The sequence below is a fragment of the Streptomyces sp. NPDC033178 genome (assembly GCF_055577685.1).
The window spans coordinates 247451-272334 of record NZ_JBVIPT010000009.1; the positions used below are offsets into that span (position 1 = coordinate 247451).

At 70.7% G+C, this 24884-nt stretch carries 22 protein-coding genes; 9 read left to right on the forward strand and 13 right to left on the reverse strand.

Annotated elements, in window-relative coordinates:
* Positions 1-115: 115 nt before the first annotated feature.
* Positions 116-1378 (forward strand): exo-beta-N-acetylmuramidase NamZ family protein, encoded by a 1263-nt coding sequence (locus tag ACZ5VQ_RS23615; RefSeq protein WP_469106584.1) that lies wholly within the window; start codon positions 116-118, stop codon positions 1376-1378.
* Between the two features lie 107 nt (positions 1379-1485).
* Entirely contained in the window at positions 1486-2853 is a 1368-nt protein-coding gene (locus ACZ5VQ_RS23620) for a serine-threonine protein kinase (RefSeq protein WP_469106585.1), read from the forward strand.
* A 24-nt stretch (positions 2854-2877) separates the two neighbouring features.
* Here the strand turns inward: ACZ5VQ_RS23620 and ACZ5VQ_RS23625 are convergent, their stop codons facing one another.
* Positions 2878-5679, reverse strand: coding sequence for a penicillin acylase family protein (locus tag ACZ5VQ_RS23625; RefSeq protein ID WP_469106586.1), 2802 nt, complete (start codon positions 5677-5679; stop codon positions 2878-2880).
* Between the two features lie 325 nt (positions 5680-6004).
* Between ACZ5VQ_RS23625 and ACZ5VQ_RS23630 the strand changes: the two genes are divergently transcribed.
* Positions 6005-6613, forward strand: coding sequence for a hypothetical protein (locus tag ACZ5VQ_RS23630; RefSeq protein WP_189840104.1), 609 nt, complete (start codon positions 6005-6007; stop codon positions 6611-6613).
* A 45-nt stretch (positions 6614-6658) separates the two neighbouring features.
* Here the strand turns inward: ACZ5VQ_RS23630 and ACZ5VQ_RS23635 are convergent, their stop codons facing one another.
* On the reverse strand, positions 6659-7177 hold the full coding sequence (locus ACZ5VQ_RS23635; RefSeq protein ID WP_469106587.1) for a hypothetical protein: 519 nt from the start codon (positions 7175-7177) through the stop codon (positions 6659-6661).
* Positions 7178-7232: 55 nt separating this feature from the next.
* Between ACZ5VQ_RS23635 and ACZ5VQ_RS23640 the strand changes: the two genes are divergently transcribed.
* Together ACZ5VQ_RS23640 and ACZ5VQ_RS23645 are read left to right on the forward strand one after the other, a co-directional pair.
* Complete coding sequence (locus ACZ5VQ_RS23640) at positions 7233-8147, forward strand: 3-keto-5-aminohexanoate cleavage protein (protein ID WP_469106588.1); 915 nt, start codon at positions 7233-7235, stop codon at positions 8145-8147.
* Positions 8148-8248: 101 nt separating this feature from the next.
* Positions 8249-9316 carry an RNA ligase (ATP) gene (locus ACZ5VQ_RS23645; RefSeq protein WP_469106589.1) on the forward strand — a complete coding sequence of 356 codons (1068 nt, stop codon included), beginning with the start codon at positions 8249-8251 and terminating at the stop codon, positions 9314-9316.
* Positions 9317-9351: 35 nt separating this feature from the next.
* On the opposite strand, the gene soxR is transcribed toward ACZ5VQ_RS23645, so the two are convergent.
* The gene (soxR, locus tag ACZ5VQ_RS23650) at positions 9352-9861 is read right to left on the reverse strand and encodes a redox-sensitive transcriptional activator SoxR (RefSeq protein ID WP_469106590.1); all 510 of its coding nucleotides are present in this window, start codon (positions 9859-9861) and stop codon (positions 9352-9354) included.
* A gap of 140 nt (positions 9862-10001) precedes the next feature.
* Between soxR and ACZ5VQ_RS23655 the strand changes: the two genes are divergently transcribed.
* Complete coding sequence (locus ACZ5VQ_RS23655) at positions 10002-10463, forward strand: MaoC family dehydratase (RefSeq protein WP_469106591.1); 462 nt, start codon at positions 10002-10004, stop codon at positions 10461-10463.
* 119 nt (positions 10464-10582) lie between these two features.
* On the opposite strand, the gene ACZ5VQ_RS23660 is transcribed toward ACZ5VQ_RS23655, so the two are convergent.
* The 3 genes from ACZ5VQ_RS23660 to ACZ5VQ_RS23670 form a co-directional block, all read right to left on the reverse strand.
* On the reverse strand, positions 10583-11209 hold the full coding sequence (locus tag ACZ5VQ_RS23660) for a TetR/AcrR family transcriptional regulator (RefSeq protein ID WP_469106592.1): 627 nt from the start codon (positions 11207-11209) through the stop codon (positions 10583-10585).
* Positions 11210-11311: 102 nt separating this feature from the next.
* Positions 11312-11599, reverse strand: coding sequence for a YiaA/YiaB family inner membrane protein (locus ACZ5VQ_RS23665; RefSeq protein ID WP_055612233.1), 288 nt, complete (start codon positions 11597-11599; stop codon positions 11312-11314).
* Positions 11600-11659: 60 nt separating this feature from the next.
* Positions 11660-12811: an acyl-CoA dehydrogenase family protein gene (locus tag ACZ5VQ_RS23670; RefSeq protein WP_469106593.1), complete on the reverse strand. Its 1152-nt coding sequence runs from the start codon at positions 12809-12811 to the stop codon at positions 11660-11662.
* Between the two features lie 103 nt (positions 12812-12914).
* Here ACZ5VQ_RS23670 and ACZ5VQ_RS23675 point away from each other — a divergent pair, with 103 nt between their 5' ends.
* The 3 genes from ACZ5VQ_RS23675 to ACZ5VQ_RS23685 all read left to right on the forward strand — a co-directional run bounded on the left by ACZ5VQ_RS23675 (position 12915) and on the right by ACZ5VQ_RS23685 (position 15603).
* A complete protein-coding gene (locus tag ACZ5VQ_RS23675) occupies positions 12915-13553 on the forward strand; it encodes a TetR/AcrR family transcriptional regulator (protein WP_469106594.1) in 639 nt (212 codons plus the stop codon).
* A 189-nt stretch (positions 13554-13742) separates the two neighbouring features.
* Positions 13743-14477, forward strand: coding sequence for an ArsR/SmtB family transcription factor (locus ACZ5VQ_RS23680; protein WP_469106595.1), 735 nt, complete (start codon positions 13743-13745; stop codon positions 14475-14477).
* 139 nt (positions 14478-14616) lie between these two features.
* Positions 14617-15603: a DMT family transporter gene (locus ACZ5VQ_RS23685; protein WP_469106681.1), complete on the forward strand. Its 987-nt coding sequence runs from the start codon at positions 14617-14619 to the stop codon at positions 15601-15603.
* Between the two features lie 13 nt (positions 15604-15616).
* Here the strand turns inward: ACZ5VQ_RS23685 and ACZ5VQ_RS23690 are convergent, their stop codons facing one another.
* The 7 genes from ACZ5VQ_RS23690 to ACZ5VQ_RS23720 form a co-directional block, all read right to left on the reverse strand.
* Positions 15617-17020, reverse strand: a complete 1404-nt coding sequence (locus tag ACZ5VQ_RS23690) for an MFS transporter (RefSeq protein ID WP_469106596.1) — start codon at positions 17018-17020, stop codon at positions 15617-15619.
* A gap of 317 nt (positions 17021-17337) precedes the next feature.
* Complete coding sequence (locus ACZ5VQ_RS23695; RefSeq protein WP_469106597.1) at positions 17338-18441, reverse strand: Zn-dependent alcohol dehydrogenase; 1104 nt, start codon at positions 18439-18441, stop codon at positions 17338-17340.
* Between the two features lie 20 nt (positions 18442-18461).
* The gene (locus ACZ5VQ_RS23700; protein ID WP_469106598.1) at positions 18462-19850 is read right to left on the reverse strand and encodes an aldehyde dehydrogenase family protein; all 1389 of its coding nucleotides are present in this window, start codon (positions 19848-19850) and stop codon (positions 18462-18464) included.
* A gap of 173 nt (positions 19851-20023) precedes the next feature.
* Positions 20024-20503 (reverse strand): DUF3574 domain-containing protein, encoded by a 480-nt coding sequence (locus tag ACZ5VQ_RS23705; protein WP_469106599.1) that lies wholly within the window; start codon positions 20501-20503, stop codon positions 20024-20026.
* Positions 20504-20523: 20 nt separating this feature from the next.
* On the reverse strand, positions 20524-21861 hold the full coding sequence (locus tag ACZ5VQ_RS23710) for an ABC transporter ATP-binding protein (RefSeq protein ID WP_469106600.1): 1338 nt from the start codon (positions 21859-21861) through the stop codon (positions 20524-20526).
* Positions 21862-22063: 202 nt separating this feature from the next.
* Positions 22064-23299, reverse strand: coding sequence for an MFS transporter (locus ACZ5VQ_RS23715; protein WP_362080401.1), 1236 nt, complete (start codon positions 23297-23299; stop codon positions 22064-22066).
* A 99-nt stretch (positions 23300-23398) separates the two neighbouring features.
* Positions 23399-24856 carry a CitMHS family transporter gene (locus tag ACZ5VQ_RS23720; protein ID WP_469106601.1) on the reverse strand — a complete coding sequence of 486 codons (1458 nt, stop codon included), beginning with the start codon at positions 24854-24856 and terminating at the stop codon, positions 23399-23401.
* Positions 24857-24884: the final 28 nt, after the last annotated feature.

Sequence of the window (24884 nt, forward strand, 5' to 3'; positions counted from 1 at the left end):
CTGCGGCTCCGCCGTGTGGGCGCGACGAGCCACAACACACCCGCAGCTTACGAACCACCGGCGGAGCCCTTAGCGTGCTTCTGCCAGCCTTCCGCGTCAGCAACGGAGGTCACACATGCGCCGCCTGTCCAGACGGAGTCTCCTCGCCGCCACGACCGCCGCGGCGGCGTTCTCGGCGAACCCGCCCGCCACCGCCGCGGCCTCGGCCGCCCGGGAACCGAAGGGCGCCCGCCGCCTGCGGACCGGCTTCGAACGTCTGGCCGCGGACGGCTACACCCTCCTCGAAGGCGAACGTGCAGGGATCGTCACCAACCCGACCGGCATCACCAGGGACGTCCGCCACATCGTCGACGTCATGCACGCGGACGACCGGGTGAACCTGGTGGCCGTCTTCGGCCCCGAGCACGGCTTCCGGGGCACCGCCCAGGCCGGCGGCTCCGAGGGCCGCTACGACGACCCGGCGACCGGCCTCCCCGTCTACGACACGTATCTGAAGAGCGGGCAGCCGCTGGCCGACATCTTCACGGCCTCCGGTGTGGACACCGTCGTCTTCGACATCCAGGACGCGGGCGCCCGCTTCTACACGTACATCTGGACGCTGTACGACTGCATGGAGGCGGCCCGGCTCGCCGGGAAGCGTTTCGTGGTGCTCGACCGGCCGAACCCGGTGACCGGCCGGAGCGCACAGGGGCCCGTGCTGCACAAGGAGTTCGCGACCTTCGTGGGCCGGGAGCCGATCGCGCAGGCGCACGGGATGACGGTGGCGGAGCTGGCGCGGCTGTTCAACAAGGAGTTCCTCGCGGCGCCGGTTCCGCTGGACACCGTGCTGATGTCGGGCTGGAAGCGGTCGGACTTCTACGACGCCTCGGGTCTCCCCTGGGTGCCGCCGAGCCCCAACATGCCGACGCCGGACACCGCGCTCGTGTACTCGGGGACGTGTCTCTTCGAGGGGACGAACCTGTCGGAGGGGCGCGGCACGACCCGCCCGTTCGAGCTGCTGGGCGCCGAGGGCATCGACCGGCGGTGGGCCGCCGAGGCGGGGCAACTCGGGCTGCCCGGTGTGCACTTCAGGGAGGCGTACTTCGCACCGACCTTCTCGAAGTTCCAGGGGAAGACCGTCGGGGGCGTACAGATCCATGTCCACGACCGGGCCGCGTACGACCCCGTACGCACCGGGATCGCGCTGCTGGTGACCGCCAAGAAGGTGTGGAGCGGCTTCGCCTGGCGCCCCGACAACTGGATCGACAAGCTGACGGGCTCCACGCAGGTCCGCACGATGATCGACGCGGGCGCGGGTGCCGACGAGGTCGTGGCGGCCTGGCAGGGCGAGCTGGCGGCCTTCCGCCGGATGCGCGGGAAGTACCTCCTCTATCGCTGAGAAATGAGTTCGGGCCGGTCGAACCGCACGTGGCGTATGGCCAACTCCCTTCCCCGGCGGGACGATGCCCCCGAATGAGCGGGTACGGGGGCCGAAGGGGGCTCGTCATGGCGGAGCCGGAAGTGGGTGTGACTCCCTACTGGGAGCTGACGTTCGACGCGGACGGGGATGTGAACGCGGGGCAGCGCGACCGGCTGCTGAAGGAGGCGCCGGAGCGGGGCGTCAAGGATCTGATCGTGTTCGCGCACGGCTGGAACAGCGACCGGTCGGGGGCGACACGGCTCTACAGCCGGTTCTTCGAACCGTTCCCCGGGCTCGCGCCGAGCGCCCGGCTCGGGTTCGTGGGCGTGGTGTGGCCGTCGATGCGGTTCTCGGACGAGCCGATCCCCGACTTCGAGCGGACGGTGACGGCGGCGACCGTGGGACCGGCTCTGGACAAGGGCACCCGCGGCGGTCTGCTGGAGGTCTTCCCCGGCCGGGCCACCCTGGTCGACCAGATCGCCCGCATGCTCGACCAACAGCCGGACGAGGAAGCCGCGTTGGAGGAGTACGGGCGGCTCGTACGGCTCCTCGTCGAGCTGCACCCCGAGGCACCGGGGACGGCGTTCGCCGCGGACACCCTGGCGGAGGCCGGGCCGCAGTGCGACCCGGAGATGTTCCTCGGGGACACGGCGGAGATGTGCCGGGAGTTCGCGCGGGCGCTGGCGGAGGAACGGGCCGGCGCCGACGGCGAGCTCGCGGTCGGAGTCGGGACCGGGACCGGGGCCGGGGCCGAGGGGGTCCAGGCCTCGTTCGGGCTCCCCCGGGTCTGGGACGGTGCGCATGAACTGCTGCGGCAGGCAACGTACTTCGCCATGAAGCGGCGCGCGGGCACGGTCGGTGAGCGCGGTCTTGGTCCGTTGGTCGGGCGGCTCGCGCAGGTGGCTCCCGGGCTGCGGGTGCATCTCGTGGGGCACAGCTTCGGCGGGCGCCTGGTGTCGTTCGCGCTGCGCGGGCTGCCCAAGGGTGTGCGGAACGTGAAGTCGGTGACCCTGCTCCAAGCGGCCTTCTCCCACTACGCGTTCGCGGCGCGGCTGCCGCACGACGCGCGGGGCAAGGGCGTTCTGCAGGGTCAACAGGACCGTGTCGACGGCCCGTTGGTCTGCTGCTTCTCGCGCTTCGACTCGGCGCTCGGGACGATCTACCCGATGGCCTCCCGGATGGCGGGCGACAGCAATTCCGCCGCCGACCTCCGGCTTCCGCGTCTTCTGGGCAGCAAGTGGGGGGCGTTGGGGTTCGACGGGGTGCAGGCGGTGACGGGCACCAAGGCGTTCAAGCTCGCGGACGCGCTGCGGGCGAAGTTGCCCGTGTCGGGGTGCGTGAACATCGACGCGTCCGCGGTGGTGAAGCGCGGCGGGGCCCCGTCGGGGGCCCACAGCGACATCTGTCACCGGGAGCTGGCCCAGGTGGTGCTGGCGGCGGGCCGTATCCGGTGACCCGCCGCCTGCTGGTGCCTGTCGTCACCGGTGTGAGGCGAACTCCACGACCTGCTGGTAGGTCGGCCGGTTCTGCCAGCTGATCTTGTTGTGCTTGATGCCGCCCAGCGTGCGGTGGTTGACCGAGTCGGCGCACCACTGGTCGCCGGCCGAGCAGAGGTCGTCGCCCGGGTAGACCTGGGCGGCGGTCTTCGCCGCGGCCTCCTTGAGGGTGTTGATCAGGATGGTCCGGCAGGCGCCGAGGCTGCCGCCGCCGCAGTACGGCTTGGCGAGTCCGCCCTCCACGGTCTCGCCGAGCACCGCCCGGATGTCCTTGTGGACGTAGCTCCACCAGCCGTACTGGAAGGAGCTTCCGGCGTGCGAGCCGGTGGGCCCGTGTCCGGCCGACGGGGGCTCGTCCACGGGGAGGTTGTTGGTCATGGCGGTGTAGAGCTCACTGCCGAGGCCGGGTTCGAACTCGGCCTTCACCAGCAGCGGCCACCAGGCGTCCAGGATGCGGATCGCCTCGGCGTTGGCGTACGCCTTCGAACCGGCCGAGGTCTCCTTGCGCTTGGCGCCGGCCGTCACCCAGTCGGACAGCTTCGTCACGGCCGCCGCTGCCGCAGTGTCGGTGACCGGCTGACTGTTCACCACCTTCAGCAACTTGGGCAGTACGTCCTCGGCGCGCAGGTCGGCCAGCGCCGCGTCGGCCATCGCCTTGGTGAGCGAGGCCCTGGTGACTCCGCCCGCGGTGACCAGTTTCTTCACCCGGTCCTCCAGGAGGTTGCCGCGGTGGACGGAGCCGTTGCCCCAGGGAGCCGTCGTGTAGTCCTTGGCCTGTTTGTTGTTCCAGGAGATGTAGTAGTCCTGGTCGATGGAGTTGGGGTGGGCGGACGCCGGTGTGTAGTCGGCGGTGTTCGTCGTCGGCGTCCAGTTCTTCCACTCGTACGCGGGCTGCGCCCAGACCGGGAACTCGGCGTCGACACCGTTGGCGCGGACCGGGTTGTCACCGCTGTTGTAGTACGCGGTGTGCTGCGAGTCGGCGTAGAACCAGTTGAACGTGTAGTTGATGTGCTGCACCGCCGACTGGAAGGTCTGCGGGCTCTTCACGTAGTCCGGGTCGTTGAGCATCTGGAAGCCGATGATCGAGTCGGCCTCGTGCATGTAGGAGGAGCGCAGGGTGGTGTACGCGACCCGTTTGCCGTCGACCGTGGCGCGGTGCGTCACCGGGCCGTACTTGGTGCGCCAGACCTGCATGCGGTACGAGCCGGCCGCGGTGCCGTCGGCGGTGGTGGGCTTCCAGGCGTTGGTCTGCTCGACCTTGTCCATGGCGGTGCAGGTGCCGCGGTAGAGGTAGTGGGTGTCGTCCTGGCACAGCTCGACCGCGTAGGTGTCGATGATGTCCTGGCCTGAGGTCGTGGCGCTCCACGCGTAGTCCTGGCCGCGGCCGAGTTCGACGTACATGCTCAGGCCCGCGAAGGAGGCGCCGCGGGCGCTGAGGCCGGGGCCCTGGATCTCCTGCAGCATCAGCAGCTGTGGCGCGAAATAGCCGGTCTGCGGTCCGAAGACGGCGATCGGGTTGCCGCTCGCCGTGCTCTTGCCGCTCACCACGAGGGCGTTGGACATGCCGCGCTTCGCCGAGCTGAGGGCGCTCGCCGTCGCCGAGGCGGAGGTCCCGGTGGCCGTGGCGGTGGCCGCGCTGCCGGTGCGGTCGTAGACCAGGGGCTCCTGGGCCACCGAGCCCGCGGCGGGCAGGGCCTCGCCCTGGGGGTCGGCCGGCTTGGTCGCGTACGGGAAACTCTCGCCGTTGTGGACGGTGAGGACGGCCTCGGGGTCGTTGCGCTCGCGGAAGGACTCCCAGACCTTGGTGCCCTCCTCCACGCCGTACTTGGACTGGGCGGCGAGGAGCGAGATGGCGTTGTTGACCTCGCCGCCGCCTCCGGAGCCGAAGAGCGCACCGATGACGGAGGCGAGGGCGACCAGGTCGGTCTCCTTGAAGTGCTCGATGGTTCCGGCGTTGGTGATCGAGTCCTTGTGGCCGGTCAGGACGTACTCGCCGGGGAAGTAGCGGCCGCTGTCGGAGGCGTCGATGTAGGCGTTGATGCCTGCGATGTAGGCCTTGACGTCGGCGAGGGCCTGCTGGCCGCGGGCGCCGTTCGTGGCGACGGCGTTGTCGATCTGGGCCTGGAGATCGGCCTCGGTGTAGGGGGCGTGGCGCCAGAACTCCTGCTCAAGGCCCTGGTTGGAGGGCGCGCCGCCGGCGAAGGGGGTCAGCTTGCCGCGTCCGACGTGCCGGAAGACGTCCATCAGCCAGAGCCGGTCCTGGGCGGCCGCGTATCCGGCGCCGAACTCCGTGCCGTAACGCGTGGTGCCTGTGATGTGCGGCACACCGGTCTTCTTGTCGCGGACGATCGTGACGTCGGTGCGTCCGGCGGGCTTCAGGGTCGACTCGACCTGGTCGGCGGGGACCCCGAACGAGGCGTCCCTGAAGAAGTCGTTGATCTTGGCGTCGGTGAGCCCGGAGTAGCCCGACGCGAGGTTGCCGTAGGGCGCGAGCTGGTCGTCCGCGTGTGCGGGCTGGGTGTCGAAGGCCTGGTTCAGGAGGATCTCGGCGAGGGTCGCGTTGCCGTTCTGGCCCGCCGGGAGGATGTCCGAACACCGGCCGCCGCAGTAGTCGTTCGCGGCCGCGGCGGCCGCCGCCGGGGCGGACTGCGCGGCGGCCGTCTGGGAAAGCGGTGACAAAAGACCGGCAACGAGTGCGCATATGGATGCGCCCTTGAGGAACTTGGTGAATCTGCGGGGAGTTCTCTGTCTGTCGAGGATGGTGCGTGGGGTACGCCGGGGCATGGCTGGCTCCTCGCGACGGGGGTGTGCCGGACGTTACCGCCGGTATCCCCGCGTTTGAAGATGAACATGCGTCACTTTTGGCGTCGGCGGGGCCGGAGGATCCCCGACGCACCGCCGGCCGTACCGGCCGACGGCGAGAAGCAGACGGTGGACGGCCGAGAACCGTCTGATGGACGGTCCGAAATCGTCCGATTGGCGGCTTTTTATCGGTCGCCGAAAAACAGATGGAGCCGAATCGCGTGTCGATACGTCTATTCGGCGACGTCCTTTCGACGACGCCGAAGTGACCGAAGTACAGGTGCAGGTGTGACGGAGGTGCAGGGCGATGGCCGGCTTTCGGAGTCTGGCGAGACAGGTGCGCGACCCGAGGAGCGATCTGGCACTGCGGCGCTATTCACTGCGCAAGTGCCTTGAGAGGTTCGCTCCTTACGGTCACCGGGCGACCTGGGACCATCTGTGCTCCCGGGCCGGGTTCGGCCCCGAGGACCGGTCCCCCGATCCAGCGCGGCTCGTGGCCGCACTGGACGAACTGGAGGAGGCGCGCTCCGTATGGCTCGCCTACGAGGTCGAGTTCGCACAGCGCCGCAAGAAGGAGAAGCACGACGGTCTGCGCAGCCCCGGCAGCGTGGACGACTGGCACCGGCTCACCTGGGGCGGCTTCGGGGTCGCCTGGTGCGACGACCCGCGGGTCCACCCCCATGAGCCGATGGCCGAGGTGCTGCGCCGGCTGATCGCCGCCCTGGAGCGCGAGCCGGGCACCGTCTGCCCGGTCTGCTCGGGCGAGCGCCTCACCTGGAAGTACGACCTGGCCCACGAACCGTCCACGGGCCCGGTCTGCACGGCCTGCGGGATCGTGGTCCCGCGGCCGGTTCTCACGCCCGAGGCCCTGGCAGAAGCCAGAAGAGGGCGTCTGTTGGTGTCGGTGGCGAGCTAGGCGTACCGGGGGTGCGTCGGCGGAACCGCACCCCCGGGCGATCGGCTACGGCGTCTTGACGTCGGTGTGGATGGCGAGCTTGAACTCGGCGAGCATCAGCGGTGTGGAGACCTTCACGTCTCCCGCACCGCGCACGGAGATCTTCAGGCCGAGCGGCGTCTGAGGGTGGACGAACATCTGCCACATGTAGGTGCGGTACTGGCCGCCGCGGGTGGGTGCGATGTCGGTCGTGGCCGTCGAGTTGTAGCCCGTCGAGAGGTTCAGCGGGTCCCGGACGTAGCGCGCCCGGTATTCGAGTCCGCGGGAGTCCGCCTCCCAGAAGACCATCGCGGACAGTACGCCCCAGCCGTCGTGACTGGGCCAGATCAGGCCCGAGCGGGCGTCGGGGAACTTCGACGCGCTGTCGCCGCCCTTCGCCGGGTCGTGCATGTTCCAGGGGTCGTACTGCTCCTCCCCCGTGACGTACGGGAAGCGCACGAGGTGGTACCCGTCGCTGTCGTACGTGATCTTCTGCGCCCCCGTGTGCGCGGCTTCCCACTTGAGCGAGCAGATGGCCAGGCTCATCGCCTGTTCCTCCTTCGGTCTCCGGTTGTCAGTGGCGCCTGGCACCATCGGGGACATGGTGCAGGTGTGTGTGAACGGGGGACGCGGGTCCGGTGACGGCGCTCTCGTGCCGTTGTCGCCGGGGGCGATGGCCGACTCCGCGGCGGAGGCCGTCGCGGCCGGGGCGTCGGACGTGCATGTACATCCCAAGTCCCCCTGTGGGGAGGACACGCTGTCGCCGAAAGCGGTTGCAGCGACGCTGGAGGAAATACGTTCCCGGGTCGCCGTCCCCGTCGGCGTGACCACCGGCGCCTGGGCCGAGCCCGACCCCGCGGCCCGGGTCGCCCGGGTCCGCGAGTGGATCGTCCTGCCCGACCACGCCTCGGTCAACTGGCACGAACCGGGTGCCGAGCAGGTCGCCGCCGCACTCCTGGAGCGGGGCGTGGACGTGGAGGCAGGCATCTGGTCGGGCACGGACGGAGCCGCACGGTTCGCGGCGTCACCACTCGGCCCACGGGTCCTGCGCGTCCTCGCGGAGGTCACGGACCCGGACCCCGACACGGCGGAGCACTCGGCCCGGGAGCTACTGGCCGCACTGGGAATGGGGCCCGTCACCCCGCCCCGCAAGGGGCGCGGGGCCGTGACATATGCGGCTCCGCCGCGTGGGCGCGACCAGCCCCCACCGGGCCCGCAGGTCACCACCCGGCTTCCGGCGGAGCGCGTGGCCACCACTCACGGCCGTCCCGTCCTGCTGCACGGCGAGGAGGGCGGCGCCTGGCCGGTCCTCCGGCTCGCCGGACGCCTCGGGCTCGCGACGCGGATCGGCCTGGAGGACACGCTGTTCCTGCCGGACGGGCAACGGGCGCTGTCCAACGCGGAGTTGGTGATGGAGGGGCTGGCCCAGTACGAGGGGGCGCGGCGCCACGCCCCTAAGGGGCGCGGGGAACTGCGCAACCACCCACCGGGCCCGCAGGCTCATCACCACGCTTGAGGCGGAGCGCATACCAGCCCCAAAACCCCTCGCTCCACCCCTTTCCCGTACGGACAGTTGGAGGCGATGAAGCCGGTCTGAGGAACCCGAGGAGTCCCGCCATGTCGACGCTGCGCGTCACCGCCGAAGTGCTGACCGTCCACGAGCATCCGAACGCCGACGCGCTCGAACTGGCCCAGGTGGGCCTGTACCGGGCAGTCGTCGCCAAGGGCGTGTACCGCACCGGTGAGACCGCCGTCTACATCCCCGAGCAGTCCGTGCTGCCCGAGGAGCTGATCGAGGAGCTGGGGCTGACCGGACGCCTCGCGGGGAGCAGGTCGGACCGGGTGAAGGCGGTGCGGCTGCGCGGCGAGCTGTCGCAGGGGATCGTCTGTCGGCCGAACGCGCTGGCGGGCGTCGACCTCGCGCGGGCCGCGGCGGACGGCACGGACTTCGCGGAGCGGCTCGGCATCACCAAGTGGGTGCCGCCGATACCGCCCACGATGGACGGCGAGGTCGAGCCGGCTCCCGATCTGCTGCCCTGGGTCGACATCGAGAACATCCAGCGCTACCCGGACATCTTCGCCCCGGGCGAGGACGTGGTCCTGACCGAGAAGCTGCACGGCTCCGCCTGCCTGCTCACGTACTTCGCCGAGGACGGCCACGCCCAGGTCTCCTCGAAGGGCTTCGGCGCCAAGTACCTGGCCCTGACGGAGGACCCGCGCAACCTGTACTGGCGCGCGGTCCACGGCCACGGCGTCGCGGCGGCCGCGGCCCGGCTCGCCGAACGGCTCGGGGCGCGCCGGGTCGGTGTCTTCGGCGAGGTGTACGGAGCGGGCGTACAGGACCTCACCTACGGCGCCGACGGCCGCCGCGAGACGCTCGGGTACGCCGTGTTCGACGTGTCCGCGGAGATCGACGGCGAGGTCCGCTGGCTGGACGCGACGGAGCTGCTCACGGGTGAGCTGCCGCTCGTGCCACGGCTCTACGAGGGTCCGTACGACATCGGCCGCGTCCTGGAGTTCGCCTCCGGGCGCGAGACGGTGTCCGGGCGGGGGCTGCATCTGCGTGAGGGTGTCGTGATCAGGCCCGCCACCGAGCGGTACAGCCCGGTGACGGGCGGCCGGGCCGTCGCGAAGGCGGTCAGCCCGGCGTACCTGACGCGCAAGGGCGGCACGGAGTACGAGTGAGGAGAGGAACCCGGGGGCTGCTTCAGCCGCAGTCCCTAGCCGCAGTCCCCGGGCTCCCTCTCCGGCTGCTCGCGCTGCTTCCTGGCGCCCGGGCGTTCCACCATCAGGCGGGAGCCGCTCTGCCGTTCACCGAAGACGTCGTCGGGGTTGGACAGGACGCAGGTCTCCAGCGAGAGACAGCCGCAGCCGATGCAGTCCGTGAGGTGGTCACGCAGGCGACCCAACTGCTTGATGCGCTCGTCGAGTTCGGACCGCCAGGCCTCCGAGAGGCGGGCCCAGTCCTCACGCGTCGGCGTGCGCTCCTCGGGCAGCTCGGCGAGCGCGTCACGGATCGTGGCCAGCGGGATCCCGACACGCTGCGCGGCCCGTACGAAGGCGACCCGGCGCAGTGCGTCGCGGTGGTAGCGGCGCTGATTGCCTGTGGTGCGGCGGCTGCTGATCAGGCCCTTGGACTCGTAGAAGTGCAGGGCCGAGACGGCGGCGCCACTACGGGCCGACAGCTGGCCGACCGTGAGTTCGTGGATCTTCTCGGGAATCTGGGGCACCCCTCGAAGCCTACCCATCCCGTCGAGCGCGCTCGCCCGCCTTCCCCGTCACGCGTCACGCTTCCGGTCCGTTGACAGACGATCCTCGCCCTACCATGCTAAGCAGTTGCTTAGATATTGCTACGCGGGAGGCCAGGGACATGGCAGAGCCGAGGATCTTCAAGTCCGCCGACGAGCTCAAGGCGGCGGTGGATGAGCAGTTGGGGTACAGCGACTGGCTGGAGGTCGACCAGAAGCGGGTTGACCTGTTCGCCGACGCGACAGGGGATCACCAGTGGATTCACGTGGACCCCGAGAAGGCCGCGGCGGGTCCCTTCGGGACGACCATTGCCCACGGGTATCTGACGTTGTCGCTGCTGCCGCTGTTCGGGCCTCAGCTGATCAGCGTCGAAGGCGTCAAGATGGGCGTCAACTACGGGACGAACAAGGTTCGTTTTCCCGCTCCGGTGCCGGTGGGGTCGCGGCTGCGCGCGACGGCGAAGATCACCGGTGTCGATGAGGTGCCGGGCGGGGTGCAGGTGTCCGTGGGCTTCACCGTGGAGCGCGAGGGGGGCGACAAGCCGGTTTGTGTGGCCGAGTCGGTGTCTCGGTACTACTTCTGACCGGTCGCGCGTCGGCTGCGGGTGCGCTGGGGCCGGTCGCGCCCCGCGGCGGAGCCGCGGATGTCACAGCCCCGCACCCCCCAAAGGGGCGCTCTGCGCGGCGCGAGTGACCCAGCGGGCTATTTCCTGGCCCCGACCATCCTCAGGACCAGGTCCGCGTAAAGGGAGCCCACCTCTTCCGGCGTCCTCGTGCCGTTGACGTTGAACCAGCGGGCCACGTCGATGCACAGGGAGAGGACCGCGAGGGTGGTGCCCGGGATGTCCGGGACGTCGAAGTCGCCGGCCGTGACGCCGTCCTGGATGATGCCGCGGACCTCGGCGTCGACCTGACGGCGCAGGGCGATGATCTCGGCCCGGGCGCCCGGGCCGAGGGAGTCCAGTTCGTACTGCACGACCCGGGCGGTGGTACGCCCCCCGGCGTGCCAGCGGACGAAGGAGCTCACGGCGTCCGCCAGCCGCTCGGCGGCACCGCCCTCGCCCTGGGCCGCCGTCCGCAGGATCTCCAGGGCCTTCTCGTGGCCGATCCTGCTGATCCGGTGGAGCAGTTCTTCCTTGGTCTTGTAGTGGATGTAGAGCGCGGCCGGGCTCATCCCCGCCCGGCCCGCGATGTCACGGGTCGTCGTCGCGTGGTACCCGCGCTCGGCGAAGGCCTCCACGGCGGCGACGAGCAGCCGCCGGGCCGCGTCCGGGGTGACCTCGGCCCACGGCGGCATCTCCGCACCGGCCGTCTCCTCCGCCGTACTCATCGCTGGTTCGCCCCTTCCACTGGCAGAACGAACACCATACCTCCGATACTGAGCGGGCGCTTAGAGTGCCCGATCAGAGGCGTGGGAAACCCGCCCGGCGCTTCAGAGCTTCTCGAAGGGGTCGTGTGCGGCGAGGAGCTTCTCCAGCCGGGCCTGGTCGACCCGGCTGACGATCTGCCCGGCCTCCTGACGGTCGCGGATCACCTTGGCGAGGGTGAAGGCGGAGGTGACGAGGTAGAGGACGGCGATCCCCAGGAAGGCGCGCACCCAGGTGTCGGCCTCCAGCTTGAAGATGCCGATCGTGGTGGCGACGACGGCGACGCCGAACGATAGGACCGCCTGGCCGTAGAAGGCGGCGGTGTTCTGCTGCTTGACCGGTGTCTCACTCATGCGCACCAGAGTCGGCCCACGTGGCCCGAACCACATCCGCTCGCGTACTCAGACGCGTACTCAGAAGGCCGAAATCCCCGTCAGCGCACGCCCGATGACCAGTTTCTGGATCTGGCTGGTGCCCTCGTAGAGAGTCATCACGCGGGCGTCGCGCAGCAGTTTGCCGACCGGGTACTCGTCGATGTAGCCGTAGCCGCCGAAGACCTGGAGGGCGTTGTTCGCGGCGCGCACGGCGGCCTCCGAGGCGAAGAGCTTGGCCTTGGAGGACTCGGTGGCGAACGGCTCGCCCCGGTCGACGAGATCGGCGACCCGCCAGGTGAGCAGCCGGGCCGCGTCGACGTCCACGGCGATGTCGCTGAGCAGCTCCTGGACGAGCTGATGGTGGGCGATGGTCTTCCCGAACTGCTCGCGCTCGGTCGCGTACGTCACGGCGGCGTCCAGGGCGGCCTGGGCGATGCCGACACAGCCGGCCGCGACGGACATCCGGCCCTTGGCCAGCGCGGACATGGCGATGGAGAAGCCCTTGCCCTCGGGTCCGAGCATCGTCGAGGCGGGCACGCGGACGTCCTCCAGCGCCAGCTCGGCGGTGGCCTGGCCGCGCAGTCCGAGCTTTCCGTGGACGGTGCGGCGGGTCAGGCCCGGGGTGTCGGCGGGCACGAGGAAGGCGGAGACGCCCTTGTGGCCGGGGGCGTCGGTCGAGCGGGCGAAGAGCAGCACGACGTCCGCCCAGGTGCCGTTGGTGATGAACATCTTGCTGCCGCTGATCACGTAATCGTCGCCGTCGCGCACCGCCCTGGTCGAGAGGTTGCCCGCGTCGGAGCCGGTGCCCGGTTCGGTGAGGCCGAAGCAGCCGACGTACGCGCCCGAGGTGAGCCCCGGCAGCCACTGCCGCTTCTGCTCCTCGCTCCCCCAGGACGCGATGGTCTTGGCGACGAGGCCGAGGGAGACCGAGACGATGCCGCGGACCGAGGAGTCGCCCCGGCCGAGCTCCTCGGTCACCAGGCAGTACGCGAGGTGGTCGCCGCCGGATCCGCCGTACTCCTCGTCGACGGTGAGGCCCAGGAACCCGACGTCGCCGAGCTTCCTCACGATCGAGCGGTCGACCTCCTCCGCCCGGTCCCAGGCGACGACGTGCGGCGCGATCTCCCGGTCGACGAAGTCCCTGGCGAGCTGCCGGACGGCGGTCTGCTCCTCGCTGAGCCCCAGGTTCATGACGGGTCCTCCCGGTCGAAGGCCACGTGACGGCCGCGATATGACTTCTACAGCATTAAATTAGCACTGCTAGTTTCCGGTTCGCAGCCCTACTATGTGCGCCATGGCCAGACCGCGCAAGCCCCTCCTCAGCACCGACAGGATCGTCGGGGCTGCCCGGACGCTGGTGGACGCCGAGGGCCTGGCCGCCGTCTCGACGCGCCGGCTCGCCGCCGAACTGGGTGTCAGCGGTCCGTCCCTCTACAACCACTTCCGCACGAAGGACCAGATCCTGGAGGCGGTCGCGGACTCCGTGAGCGCGCAGGTCGACCTGTCGATGTTCGAGGACGGGCGCGACTGGCGCACCGCGCTGCACGACTGGGCCGTCTCCTACCGGGCCGCCCTGCGCGACCATCCGAACATCGTCCCCGTCCTGGCCCGCGGCCCCGGCCGCCGCCCGGCCGGACTGCGGCTCGCCGACGCCGTCTTCGGTGCGATGGTCGAGGCGGGGTGGCCTCCGGCGCAGGCCACGTCCATCGGCGCGCTGATGCGGTACTTCGTGATGGGCTCCGCGCTGGGATCGTTCGCCGGGGGCTTCGTGGACGACGAGACCGCGTACGATCCCGCCGACTATCCGCATCTCGGGCAGGCCCATCTCCTCGCCGAACAGCAGGAGAAGATCGACGAACGGGCCTTCGAGACGGGGCTCAGGGCGCTGCTGGACGGTTTGGCGCTGCAGTATGAGGGGCTGCGCGGGACGTAAGCACTCCGCGCCGGATGCCGTTTCCCGTCTGCGGGCCGCATGTGGCTGGCCGCGCCCACGGTGGGGGTCCCCCCGCTCGAGCGAAGCCGAGAGTGGGGGAGGAGCCGCACATCGAATGCGGCCCCGCGCCCCTTGAGGGGCGCTCATCATTCGGCGATCGCCGAACCATGCGTCGCGCATGCTGGGTGCATGACCTCCTCACGTACCGGCCGGACGAGCAGTGCGCGCGCCGAAGCCGCCGGGCTCGCCGCCCTCGCCTCGCTGGTCGCCGACGAGACGCGGGCCGGATTTCTGCTGGCGCTGCTCGACGGGCGGGCGTGGACCGCCGGGGAGCTGGCCCGGCATGCGGGGGTCGCCGCGTCGACGGCCAGCGAGCACCTGGGCAAGCTCGTCGCGGGCGGGCTGCTCGCCGAGGAACGGCAGGGGCGGCACCGGTACGTACGGCTGGCCGACGCCCGGGTCGCCCAGCTCGTCGAGGACCTCGCCGCCCAGGTCGCGCCGACGACCGCCGTACGACCGCGCACCCTGCGTGAAGCCGGCGCGGGCAGTGCGATGGCCCGGGGGCGCACCTGCTACGACCACCTGGCAGGCCGCCTCGGCATCGCCGTCACCGATGCGCTGACAGGGCTCGGGCTGCTCCGGCAGGACACGGGGTTCGCGCTCACCGACGAGGGGGTGCGCTGGTTCGACGGCCTCGGCGTCTCCCTCGTACGCTCCGGACGGCGGCCGCTCGCCCGGGCCTGCCTGGACTGGACGGAACGTCGTCCCCATCTCGCCGGCGTCGCGGGAGCCGCCCTGTGCCGGCACGCCCTGGACACGGGCTGGTGCGTACGCATCGGCTCGGAGCGAGCCGTCAAGGTCACCGCCAAGGGCGAACGGGCGCTGGCGGACCTACTGGGAATCCAGTCGGAGACGCTCCGCTGACCGCCCCTTCAGGGGCGCGGGGAACTGCGCGACCAGCCCCCACCGGCCCGCAGACGGACAACGGTACTCAGCGGAGCACAACGCCCCGGCCAAAAACCGCGAGCCCTTTCCCGCAACCCCACCTAGCCTCTGGAACGTGATGAAGTCTCTCCTGTCCGCCCGCCGTACGGAACTGCTCGCGGCCGCGGCCGCGACGATCACCGTGCTGTTGTGGGCCTCCGCGTTCGTGTCCATCCGGAGTGCCGGCGAGGCGTACGCGCCCGGTGCGCTGGCGCTCGGCCGGCTGCTCGCCGGGGTGCTGGTCCTCGGCGTGATCTGTCTGATACGCCGGGAGGGGCTGCCGCCGCGCGCCGCGTGGCCGGGGATCGTGGTGTCCGGGCTGCTCTGGTTCGGTCTCTACATGGTGGTGCTCAACTGGGGTGAGCAGAAGGTCGACGCGGGCACCGCCGCCCTCGTGGTGAACATCGGCCCGCTGGTCATGGCCCTGCTCGCGGGGTGGCTGCTCAAGGAGGGGCTGCCGCCGCGACTGCTCGCCGGGATGGCCGTGTCGTTCGCGGGAGCGGCGGTCGTCGGCCTGTCGATGTCGGGCGAGGGCAGCGCCTCCGTGCTCGGCGTACTGCTCTGTCTGCTCGCCGCGGTGGCGTACGCGGGCGGTGTGGTCGCCCAGAAGCCGGCCCTGCGGCACGGATCCGCGCTCCAGGTGACGACGTTCGGCTGTGCGATCGGGGCGGTTGCCTGTCTGCCGTTCGCGGGGCAGCTGGTGTCCGATGCCGCCGACGCCCCGCTGTCCGCGACTCTCAACATGCTGTATCTGGGCGTCTTTCCGACCGCCATCGCGTTCACCACCTGGGCGTTCGCCCTGGCCCGTACGACGGCCGGGAAGATGGGTGCCACGACCTACGCGGCGCCCGCGCTGGTGGTACTGATGTCCTGGGTGGCGCTCGACGAGGTGCCGGGCTGGATCACGCTCGTGGGCGGACTGGTGTGTCTGGCGGGGGTGGCGGTGTCGCGGTCGCGCCCGCGAACGGCTGTCGCTGCAGCGGAAGTTGCGGATACCGCCGCTGTCGGCGGGCCGGTCGCCGCGGCCCCGGAGACGAGTCCGGAGCCGCAGCGCGAGCAGGCCTAGACGGCCCTGCTTCTCAGCGTGAACCGGCCCTGTCCGCAAGGACCTTGATCGATCCGAGCGCGATCACGGCGAGCCCGATGATGTACGCGGCCACCGACATCGACGTGCCCGTCGTCTCCAGCAGGAGCACCATCACGAAGGGTGCGAGTCCGCCGCCGAGAACTGCCGCGATCTGGTAGCCGAGCGAGGCGCCCGTGTACCGCATCTCGGGGGTGAACAGCTCGGCGAACAGGGCGGCCTGGGGCCCGTACATGATGCTGAGGAAACAGCTGCCGACGAACGTACCGACCGCCAGCCACAGCAGCGAGCCCGTGTCGATCAGCAGGAACATCGGTACGGCCCACAGGGCGATGCCGGCCGCGCCGAGACCGTAGATCCGGATGCGGCCGATGCGGTCGGAGAGCGCGGCGGACGCGGGGATCAGGACGAGCTGGGTGAGGCTCACGCAGAGAGAGACCGTGAGGACGGCGCCGCGGTTCATGTCGAGTTCGCGGGTCGTGTAGTCGAGGACTCCGGTGATCAGGATGTAGAAGGTCGCGGTGTTCACGGCGAACGAGCCGCCCGCGAGGAAGACCGTGCCGAGGTGGCCGCGGAGGATGGTGCGCAGTGGGGAGTTCCGCGCGCAGTCGCCTCGCTTTCCGCTGCCTGTTCCCGGTTCCTTGCCTGTTCCCGGTTCCTTGCCTGCCGGCTGTCCCTTCTCCTCCTTCTCCTTCTCGGCCAGGGCCCGTTCGGCCGCCCGGAACTCCGGGGTCTCCTCGACGTGCTTGTGGATGTACCAGGCGAGTACGAGGACCAGCAGGCCGACCAGGAACGGGAGCCGCCATCCCCACGCGGCGAACGCCGAATCGCTGGTGAACGCACCGGCGAGAAGGAAAACCGAGTTGGCGCTCACCACGCCGATGGGGACGCCGAGTTGGACGAAGCTGCCGTAGATGCCCCGCTTGCCCTCCGGGGCGTACTCGGTGGCGAGGAGCATCGCGCCGCCCCACTGCGCGCCGACCGCGATGCCCTGCATGACGCGGAGCGTGACGAGGAGGACCGGGGCGGCTATGCCGATCGTCTCGTACGTGGGGAGGAGGCCGATGCCCGTCGTGGCCACGCCCATCAGGGTCAGGGCCAGGACCAGCATGGGTTTGCGGCCCCGCTTGTCGCCGAGCTGGCCCGCGATCACTCCGCCGAAGGGCCGGGCGAGGAAGCCGACTGCGAACGTCGCGAACGAGGCGAGGACTCCTGCGGAGGAGCTGCCTGCGGGGAAGTACAGGTCTCCGAGGACGAGGGCCGCTGCTATGCCGAAGACGAAGTAGTCGTACCACTCGACGGCTGAGGCAAGAGCGGCGGCCGTTGCCACCTTGCGGCGGTTTCTGGTGTCTTGTGCGGGGGTGGATGTGGTGGGGAGGGTGGGAGGAGCGGTGTCCATGCGGTGCACACTCCGGTGGGTGCGGGGACGTTCGCGGCAACGTACTGACCGGACGGTATGTTGGTCAACGGGTGTGCCGGGATCGGTTTTTCTCGCCCCCGCCGCCCCTACCCATTCCCGTCACTTACTCGGGGGCTCCGCCCCCGAACCCCCGCAAAAGACTGCGCAGTTCCCCGCGCCCCCAAAAAGGGGCGCGGGGAACTGCGCGATCAGCCACAGCGGGCGCGCACCCGAAATCGCACCCCACGGGGTCTGGGGCGGAGCCCCAGGGGACGGGAATGGGTAGGGGCGGCGGGGGCGAGGAAAAGTTGCGGCCCCTAGAACACCACCAACGCCCGGCCACCCTTCCCCGCCAGCATGTTCTCGAAGGCCGACGGGATGCCCTCCAGGGCGATCCGTTCGGTCACCAGGGAGCTCAGGTCCAGGCGCCCCGCACGGACATGGTCGGCGAGAAGCGGCAGGTCTCGGGCCGGATCCGAGTTGCCGTAGACGCAGCCGGAGAGCGTGCGGCCCCAGTGGAAGAGTTCGAGGGCGTTGAAGGTGACCTGCTGGTCCTTGCCGCCGATGCCGACGACCGTCGTACGGCCGCCCCGGCGGGTGGACTCCCAGGCCGCCCGGATCGTGACGGCACGCCCAACGCACTCCACCGCCACATCGACCCCCTGCTTGCCCGTGAGCCCACGGATCTCCCGGGCGGTGGTGTCGGACGCGACGACATACTCCGTCGCCCCGGCCGCCCGCGCCATGGACTCCTTCTCCGGCGACACATCCACCGCCACGATCGTCGAGGCGCCCGCGATCCGCGCGGCCTGGATGGCCGCGAGACCGACCCCGCCGACCCCGAACACCGCGACGGTCTCCCCGGACCGGACCCGCGCCGAGTAGTGGACGGCCCCGTACCCGGTGAGCACGGCGCAGCCGAGCAGCGCCGCGTCCGTCAGCGGAATCCCGGCCGGTGCCGGGAGTACGCAGGCGCCCGCCACCACCGTCTCCTCGGCGAACGCGGCGACGTTCAGCCCGGGATACAGCGCGGCCCCGTCGGAGGATCGCCGCGCGTACACCTCCCCCGCCCCCGCCAGAGCGTTGGCGCACAGCCACACCTCGCCCAGCGAGCAGGCGTGGCAACTGCCGCAGGAGGGAGCCCAGTTGAGGACCACTCCGTCTCCGGGCGCGACATGCGTGACCCCGGGTCCGACGGAGACGACGGTCCCCGCACCCTCGTGGCCGAGCACGGCGGGTACCGGCACCCGCATGGTGCCGTCGGAGAGGGAGAGGTCGGAGTGGCAGACCCCTGCCGCCGCCAGCCGGACCCTGACCTGCCCGGGCCCTGGCGGTTCCGGCAACTCGATCTCGGTGATCTCCAAGGGAGAGCCGATGGCGGGCAGGACCGCGGCGCGAACCGTGTGCGTCGCACTGGCCATGTCGTACACCCCTCCTGGAGCTAGAACTGCAGGGACTTGGTCTGGAGGTACTCGGACAGGCCGTGCGAGCCAAGCTCCCGGCCGACCCCCGACTGCTTGTAACCGCCGAAGGGGGCAAGGGGGTTGAAGCGTCCGCCGTTGATGTCCACCTGTCCGGTGTCGAGTTGTCGCGCGAAGGCCACGGCCTCCGTCGCCTCACCGGCCCACACGGCCCCCGCCAGCCCGTACACCGTGCCGTTGGCGATCCGCAGCGCGTCGGCCTCGTCCTCGTACCGGAGGATCGAGAGGACCGGGCCGAAGATCTCCTCCTGGGCGATCGTCATCTCGGGGGTCACGTCCGCGAAGACGGTCGGGCTGACGAAGTAGCCCTGATCACGCGGGGCTTCGGGTCCGCCGGCCACCAGTCGCGCACCTTCCGCGACGCCCTTCTCGATGTAACCCCGCACGCGCTGCTGCTGCTTGGCGTTGACCACGGGGCCTATGCGCTCTCCGTACTTCGCGGCCGCCTCCACCGCCAGCGCGACCGCCTCGTCGTACTGCGAGTCGTGGACCAGCATGCGGGTCCAGGCGCTGCATGTCTGGCCGGAGTTGGACATCACGTTGGCCACGCCGACGTTGACCGCCTTGGCGAGGTCGGCGCTCGGCAGGATGACGTTGGCGGACTTGCCGCCGAGTTCGAGGGCGACCCGCTTGACGGCCGCGCCCGCGGTCGCGCCGATCTGCCTGCCGACGGCCGTCGAGCCGGTGAAGGAGACCAGGTCCACGCCCTCGTGCCCGGCGAGTGCCTGGCCCGCGACCGGGCCGAGGCCGGTGACGAGGTTGAAGACGCCGGCCGGAAGGCCCGCTTCGTGGACCGCCTCCGCGAAGAGCTGCGCGGTCAGCGGGGTGTCCTCGGCGGGCTTCAGCACGACCGTGCAGCCGGCCGCGAGGGCCGGGGCGACCTTGGCGACGATCTGGTGCAGCGGGTAGTTCCAGGGGGTGATCGCGCCGACCACGCCGACCGGTTCCAGGTGGACGGTCGAGTTGCCGACCTTCTCCTCGAAGGCGTACGAGGCGGCCAGCTCGGCGTACGAACCGGCGACCGCGACGGGTGCTCCGACGTGCACGGCCTGCGAGAGCTTCAGCGGGGAGCCGAGTTCGGCGGTCACCGTCTCGGCGATCTCTTCCTTGCGGGCGACGAGGACGTCCCGGAGGGCGCCGATCCGCGCGGCTCGCTCGGCGGGTGGCGTGGCGGCCCAGGCCGGCAGGGCTCCGCGCGCGGCTCGTACGGCGGCGTCCACGTCGTCGGCGGTGCCCGCCGGGACGTGGGCGATGACCTGCTCGTCGGCCGGGTTCACGACGGCGATCGTGTCCGTCCCGGCGGCCGGGCGCCACTCGCCGTCGATGTACATGCCGTCGTGTGCCTTCATGCGTTCCTCCCGGGAGGGGCGTCGTCTGCGCCGCCCAACCTAGCCGTCGTCCGAGACCCCAAACTAGCGGTGTTAGTTTTTGGGCACCAGGGGTCCCAGGAGGTCCCAGGACGATCGCAGGGCTCACGGCGGAGCACTCCGAGGGCCCCACGGGAGCACGGGGCCGTCGGACCTCAGAAGTCCGCGCGCGTCGGTTCGTCCAGCCGGGCCACGGACTCCTGGCCGAACTCCTTCTCGTACGCGTCCCGGATCCGCTCGATCCCGGGGTCGGCGGCCTTCGCCCGCCCCACGGGATACAGCAGGATCAGCTCGTAGGACCGCTCACGCTCGATGACACCGTTCCTGTCGCGCCACTGACCGCGGCCGTCCTGCACGGTGAGTCCGTCCGGGAAGGCGGGGGTGACCTGCCGGTCGACGAAGTCCATGAACTGCCCGTCGGTGACGGCCGGGCCTCCGTCGGGGCGCTCGGTGCCGAAGAAGAGGCGGGTCTCGACGTACGCGGCGCCCCTGGCCGTCGGAGCCGTCGGAGCCGTCGGAGCCGTCGGGCGGGGCTCGGCGTCGGTGAGTGTGGCGTACGCGGCCGGGGCGCCGGCGAAGAGGAGGGCGGAGGCCGTCGCGACGGCGAGGCGGGTACGCATGGTGTTCATGATCATGAACGCATACCTAGCGGGCCTCAGTCCTCCAGGTCGGGCAGGCGCGCCGGGGCCGGGGAGATCCGTACGCCTTCGTGGTCGAAGACGAACAGATGGCCGAGGTCCACAAGGAGAGGGACCTGCATGCCGTGGCGGAGTTCGTGGTCGGGTGTCGTACGGACGATGAGGTCTCCGGGCAACCGGCCCTCGGGAGGCGGCAGTTCACTCTGGTCCTGCGCTGGGTCCTCCAGGACCACGACGGGTCCGGCCCGCAGCCCGCCCGCCCGGTCCCTCAGGCGGCCGAGGACACCGCCCACGGGACGGCGGCGCCGCGGCGGCCGGGCCACGGGGCGCGGTGCCTCCAGGTCGGGTACGACGGCGGGCTGGGAGCCGGTGTTGAAGTGGACGAGGACCTCGTGTCCCTGGAACTCCACGTGCTCGACGAGCCCGCTGATCGCCACCTCACCGGGCCTGGCCTCCGCCGGCTTGGCGATGCGTACGGCCTCGGAGCGCAGGCCCACGATGACCTCGTGGCCCTGGTGCACCCGGAGCAACCGGTGGTCCAGACACAGGGGTTCGGGCAGGACGAGGGCCTGGCGGCCGAGGCCGATCGACATGGCGCCGTCGAGGGGGGCGAGGACGACGCCTCGCAGGAGGCTGATGCGCGGGGTGCCGATGAAGGCGGCGACGAAGACGTTCTCGGGCAGCGCGTAGACCGTGCGCGGCGTGCCGACCTGCTGGAGGACACCGCCGCGCAGGACGGCGACCCGGTCGCCGAGGGACATCGCCTCCGCCTGGTCGTGGGTGACGTACACCGTGGTGACGCCCAAACCCCTGGTGAGACGGGCGATTTCGGCACGCAGACGGTTGCGGAGCTTGGCGTCCAGGTTGGCCAGCGGCTCGTCCATCAGGAACGCGGAGGGGTGCCGTGCGATCGCCCGGCCCATCGCGACGCGCTGGCGTTCGCCGCCGGAGAGCTCGTGGGGGAAGCGGTCGAGGAGATCCTCGATGCCGAGCATCTTGGCCGTGGCGTCGACGCGCGAGCGCGGGTCCTGGCCGGGGGTCTCGATGCGCAGCGGGAAGCCGATGTTCTCGCGGCCGTTCATGGTCGGGTAGAGCGCGAAGTTCTGGAAGATCATCGCCATGTCCCGGTCGGCGGGCTCCAGATGGTTGGCGTACGCGCCGTCGAGCCGCACCTGTCCCTCGGTGGGGTCCGTGAGGCCGGCGATCATCCTCAGCACGGTCGACTTGCCGCAGCCGGACGGCCCGAGCAGCACCAGGAACTCGCCGGGTGCGACGTCGAGCGACAACCTCTCCACCACAGAGACACCGCGGGTGTAGGACTTGCTGACCTGTCGAAGGGAGATGGCGCGTGACATGGGACGTGACCCCCGGGGGCTCACAGGGCGCTGTTGCTCCGCGATCGGAGGTCTCGCGGGTCGTACGAGACCTATGAGTCACGGAAGCTAACGGACCGCACACATCCCGGGGAAGACTTGCGGCGGAATCGGACGGGCCTTGTGGAGGGGCCCCTCGTGAAACAGGGGCGTCGGGGCCAACTCCGGTGCGAAAGAGGTCTGTTCAGTGTCTCTCGGGCTCCGGTGCGGATGGCGTACGTCCCCTACGTTCGGCCGGCTCAGGACCGGCGGCGCCCGTACGTCCCTGTCGCAGTCCGAGCCCCGAGGCGATCAGCAGCAGCGCCCCGAGCATCACGAACGGCGCGGCCACGCCGGCGACTCCGGCGACCAGGCCCGCGGCGGCGGGCGCGGCGACCTGGCCGAGCCGGTTGCCGGTCAGGCGCAGGGCGAGGGCGGTGGAGCGGGCGTCGTCGGGGGCGGCCTGGACGACCGTGGTCATGGACAGGGGCTGGCCGACGCCCAGACAGAAGCCGAGCAGGGCGAGGATCACGGCGAGGCCCCAGACCGGCACGGGCAGCGCGATCCCGGCGCACAGGAGGGCCCCCAGCAGACAGGTCGTGCTGAGCAGCGCGGCCCTGCCGAGGAGCCGCAGCATGGGCGTCATGACCAGGCGGCAGGCTATGGTCGCCGCCGCGCGCAGGCTGAGCAGCAGGCCGATCACGGAGGGCGCGATGCCCCGGTGTTCGCCGACCACCGGCAGATACGCGGTGAGGATGTCCGTCGCGGACAGTACGGCGAGGCTGATGAAGATGCCCGCGGGTACGCCCCGGGTGCGCAGTATCCGGTGGACGGGGACCCGGTCGCCGCGTCCGGTACGGGACTTGGGCCGGTCCCGGTGCTCTATCCGCCACAGCGAGACGAACGAGACCGCGGCGACGGCGCCCGCGACCAGCAGGGCGAGGGCGCTGGTGCCCGCCATGTCCGGGCCGCCGATCAGGGCGCCCGCGGCGATCGGTCCGACCAGTTGGCCGAGCGAGGCGCCGATGGTGAAGTGGCCGAAGTTGCGGTCCTGGTCCTGCGGTGCGGACTGGCGGGCCACGATCGACTGGGCGCCGATCACGAAGGAGAGGTGGCCGAGGCCCATCACCCCGCTCCAGGCCGCCATCGCGGCAAGGGAGTTCGCCGTACCGCTGAGGGCGCAGCCCCCGGCTATGAGGACGACGCCGACCGGGAGCAGCGGGGCGCACCGGCCGTGGTCGGTCCTCCGGCCGAGCGGTACGGCGGCGAACAGGGGCAGCAGTGCGTAGACGCCCGCGATGACGCCGATCGCGCGCTCGTCGGCGCCCAGTGCGAGGGCCCGGTAGGAGACGGCGGGCCGTGCCATCGACACCGCCCCCTGCGCGAAGCTGAAGGCGATGACGAGGCGGAGCAGCCAGCCGCGGTTCCCACCGGGCCTCACAGTGACACCCTCCGTTGGACGGATGGACGGATCGGACGGATGGACGGATCGGACGAACGGGGTGAGCCCGGCCGGGGCCGGACTCCTGGGAGCCGAGGCTCAGATGATGCCGAACAGGATCCCGGCGCCGAGCACCACGAGGGAAGTGAGGGCGGCCCACTTGACCACGAACTTGGTGTGGTCGCCGAACTCGACCTTGGCCATGCCGACCAGGACGTAGACGGCCGGGACGAGCGGGCTCGACATGTGCAGCGGCTGGCCGACGAGCGAGGCGCGGGCGATCTCCAGCGGGGAGACCCCGTGGGCCACGCCCGCCTCGGCGAGGACCGGCAGGACACCGAAGTAGAAGCCGTCGTTCGACATGAAGTAGGTGAGCGGGAGGCTGAGGACGCCGGTGACGAGGGCCATGTGCGGGCCCATGCCGTCGGGGATGCCGTCGACGAGCCATTTCGCCATGGAGTCGACCATGCCGGTGCCCTGGAGGACGCCGGTGAAGACGGCGGCGGCGAAGACCATGCCGGAGACGTTGAGGACGTTGTCGGCGTGGGCGGCGAGGCGGGCCTTCTGGTCGGGGATGTGCGGGAAGTTGACCGTGAGGGCGAGCGCGGCTGCGAGCACGAACAGGACCGGGATCGGCAGCAGTTCCATGATCATGGCGGTCAGGAGCGTCGCCGTGAGCAGTGCGTTGAACCAGTACAGCTTGGGGCGCAGCGTCGGACGGTTCGGGTCGAGGCCCTGGAGGCGGATGTCGTCCTCCTCGTCGTCGCCGTCGTCGTCGGAGGCGTCGGTGCCGGAGCCCGCGCCACCGGTGGTCTTGGTCATGTGCACCTTGCCGTCACCTGGGCCACCGGAGGCGGTGGCACCGGCGCCGACCAGCACGGTCTCGGTCTCGGGCTCCTCGACCAGCTGCTTCTCCTCGACCAGCACCTCGTTGAGGCTCAGCACACCGAGGCGCTTGCGCTCGCGGAGGCCGAGGACGTACGAGAGGGCGATCACGGCGACCAGGCCGACGGCGAGCGCCGGGATCATCGGGACGAAGATGTCGCCGGCGTCGAGCTTGAGCGCGGTGGCGGCGCGGGCGGTCGGGCCGCCCCAGGGCAGCGTGTTCATGACGCCGTTGGCGGTGGCGGCGACGCCGGTCATCACGACGAGGCTCATCTTGAGGCGCTTGTACAGCGGGTACATCGCCGAGACCGTGATCATGAAGGTCGTCGAGCCGTCGCCGTCGAGGGAGACGATCGCGGCGAGCAGGGCCGTGCCGACGACGATGCGCAGCGGGTCGGCCTTGCAGAACTTGAGGATGCCTCGGACGATCGGGTCGAAGAGGCCGACGTCGATCATGACGCCGAAGTACACGATGGCGAACATCAGCATCGCGGCAGTGGGCGCGAGGGTGCCCACCCCTTCGATGACGTAGTCGCCGAGATGCGCGCCCTTTCCGACGAACACGCAGAAGAGTGCCGGGATCAGTACGAGCGCCGCGATCGGCGACATCTTCTTCATCATGATCAGGACCAGGAAGGTCGCGATCATGGTGAAGCCGAGGATGGTCAGCATGAGTGGATACCTAACGTTCGCCCTTGAA

Bases quoted from the DNA above. Each gene is read 5' to 3' on its own strand.
- ACZ5VQ_RS23625 (WP_469106586.1), bottom strand. From the start codon at position 5,679: ATGCCCCGGCGTACCCCACGCACCATCCTCGACAGACAGAGAACTCCC.
- ACZ5VQ_RS23615 (WP_469106584.1), top strand. From the start codon at position 116: ATGCGCCGCCTGTCCAGACGGAGTCTCCTCGCCGCCACGACCGCCGCG.
- ACZ5VQ_RS23660 (WP_469106592.1), bottom strand. From the start codon at position 11,209: ATGAGTACGGCGGAGGAGACGGCCGGTGCGGAGATGCCGCCGTGGGCC.
- ACZ5VQ_RS23710 (WP_469106600.1), bottom strand. From the start codon at position 21,861: ATGTCACGCGCCATCTCCCTTCGACAGGTCAGCAAGTCCTACACCCGC.
- ACZ5VQ_RS23640 (WP_469106588.1), top strand. From the start codon at position 7,233: ATGGTGCAGGTGTGTGTGAACGGGGGACGCGGGTCCGGTGACGGCGCT.
- ACZ5VQ_RS23655 (WP_469106591.1), top strand. From the start codon at position 10,002: ATGGCAGAGCCGAGGATCTTCAAGTCCGCCGACGAGCTCAAGGCGGCG.
- ACZ5VQ_RS23680 (WP_469106595.1), top strand. From the start codon at position 13,743: ATGACCTCCTCACGTACCGGCCGGACGAGCAGTGCGCGCGCCGAAGCC.
- ACZ5VQ_RS23690 (WP_469106596.1), bottom strand. From the start codon at position 17,020: ATGGACACCGCTCCTCCCACCCTCCCCACCACATCCACCCCCGCACAA.
- ACZ5VQ_RS23685 (WP_469106681.1), top strand. From the start codon at position 14,617: ATGAAGTCTCTCCTGTCCGCCCGCCGTACGGAACTGCTCGCGGCCGCG.
- ACZ5VQ_RS23645 (WP_469106589.1), top strand. From the start codon at position 8,249: ATGTCGACGCTGCGCGTCACCGCCGAAGTGCTGACCGTCCACGAGCAT.
- ACZ5VQ_RS23700 (WP_469106598.1), bottom strand. From the start codon at position 19,850: ATGAAGGCACACGACGGCATGTACATCGACGGCGAGTGGCGCCCGGCC.
- ACZ5VQ_RS23620 (WP_469106585.1), top strand. From the start codon at position 1,486: ATGGCGGAGCCGGAAGTGGGTGTGACTCCCTACTGGGAGCTGACGTTC.
- ACZ5VQ_RS23670 (WP_469106593.1), bottom strand. From the start codon at position 12,811: ATGAACCTGGGGCTCAGCGAGGAGCAGACCGCCGTCCGGCAGCTCGCC.
- ACZ5VQ_RS23635 (WP_469106587.1), bottom strand. From the start codon at position 7,177: ATGAGCCTGGCCATCTGCTCGCTCAAGTGGGAAGCCGCGCACACGGGG.
- ACZ5VQ_RS23695 (WP_469106597.1), bottom strand. From the start codon at position 18,441: ATGGCCAGTGCGACGCACACGGTTCGCGCCGCGGTCCTGCCCGCCATC.
- ACZ5VQ_RS23705 (WP_469106599.1), bottom strand. From the start codon at position 20,503: ATGATCATGAACACCATGCGTACCCGCCTCGCCGTCGCGACGGCCTCC.
- ACZ5VQ_RS23720 (WP_469106601.1), bottom strand. From the start codon at position 24,856: ATGCTGACCATCCTCGGCTTCACCATGATCGCGACCTTCCTGGTCCTG.
- ACZ5VQ_RS23675 (WP_469106594.1), top strand. From the start codon at position 12,915: ATGGCCAGACCGCGCAAGCCCCTCCTCAGCACCGACAGGATCGTCGGG.
- ACZ5VQ_RS23630 (WP_189840104.1), top strand. From the start codon at position 6,005: ATGGCCGGCTTTCGGAGTCTGGCGAGACAGGTGCGCGACCCGAGGAGC.
- ACZ5VQ_RS23665 (WP_055612233.1), bottom strand. From the start codon at position 11,599: ATGAGTGAGACACCGGTCAAGCAGCAGAACACCGCCGCCTTCTACGGC.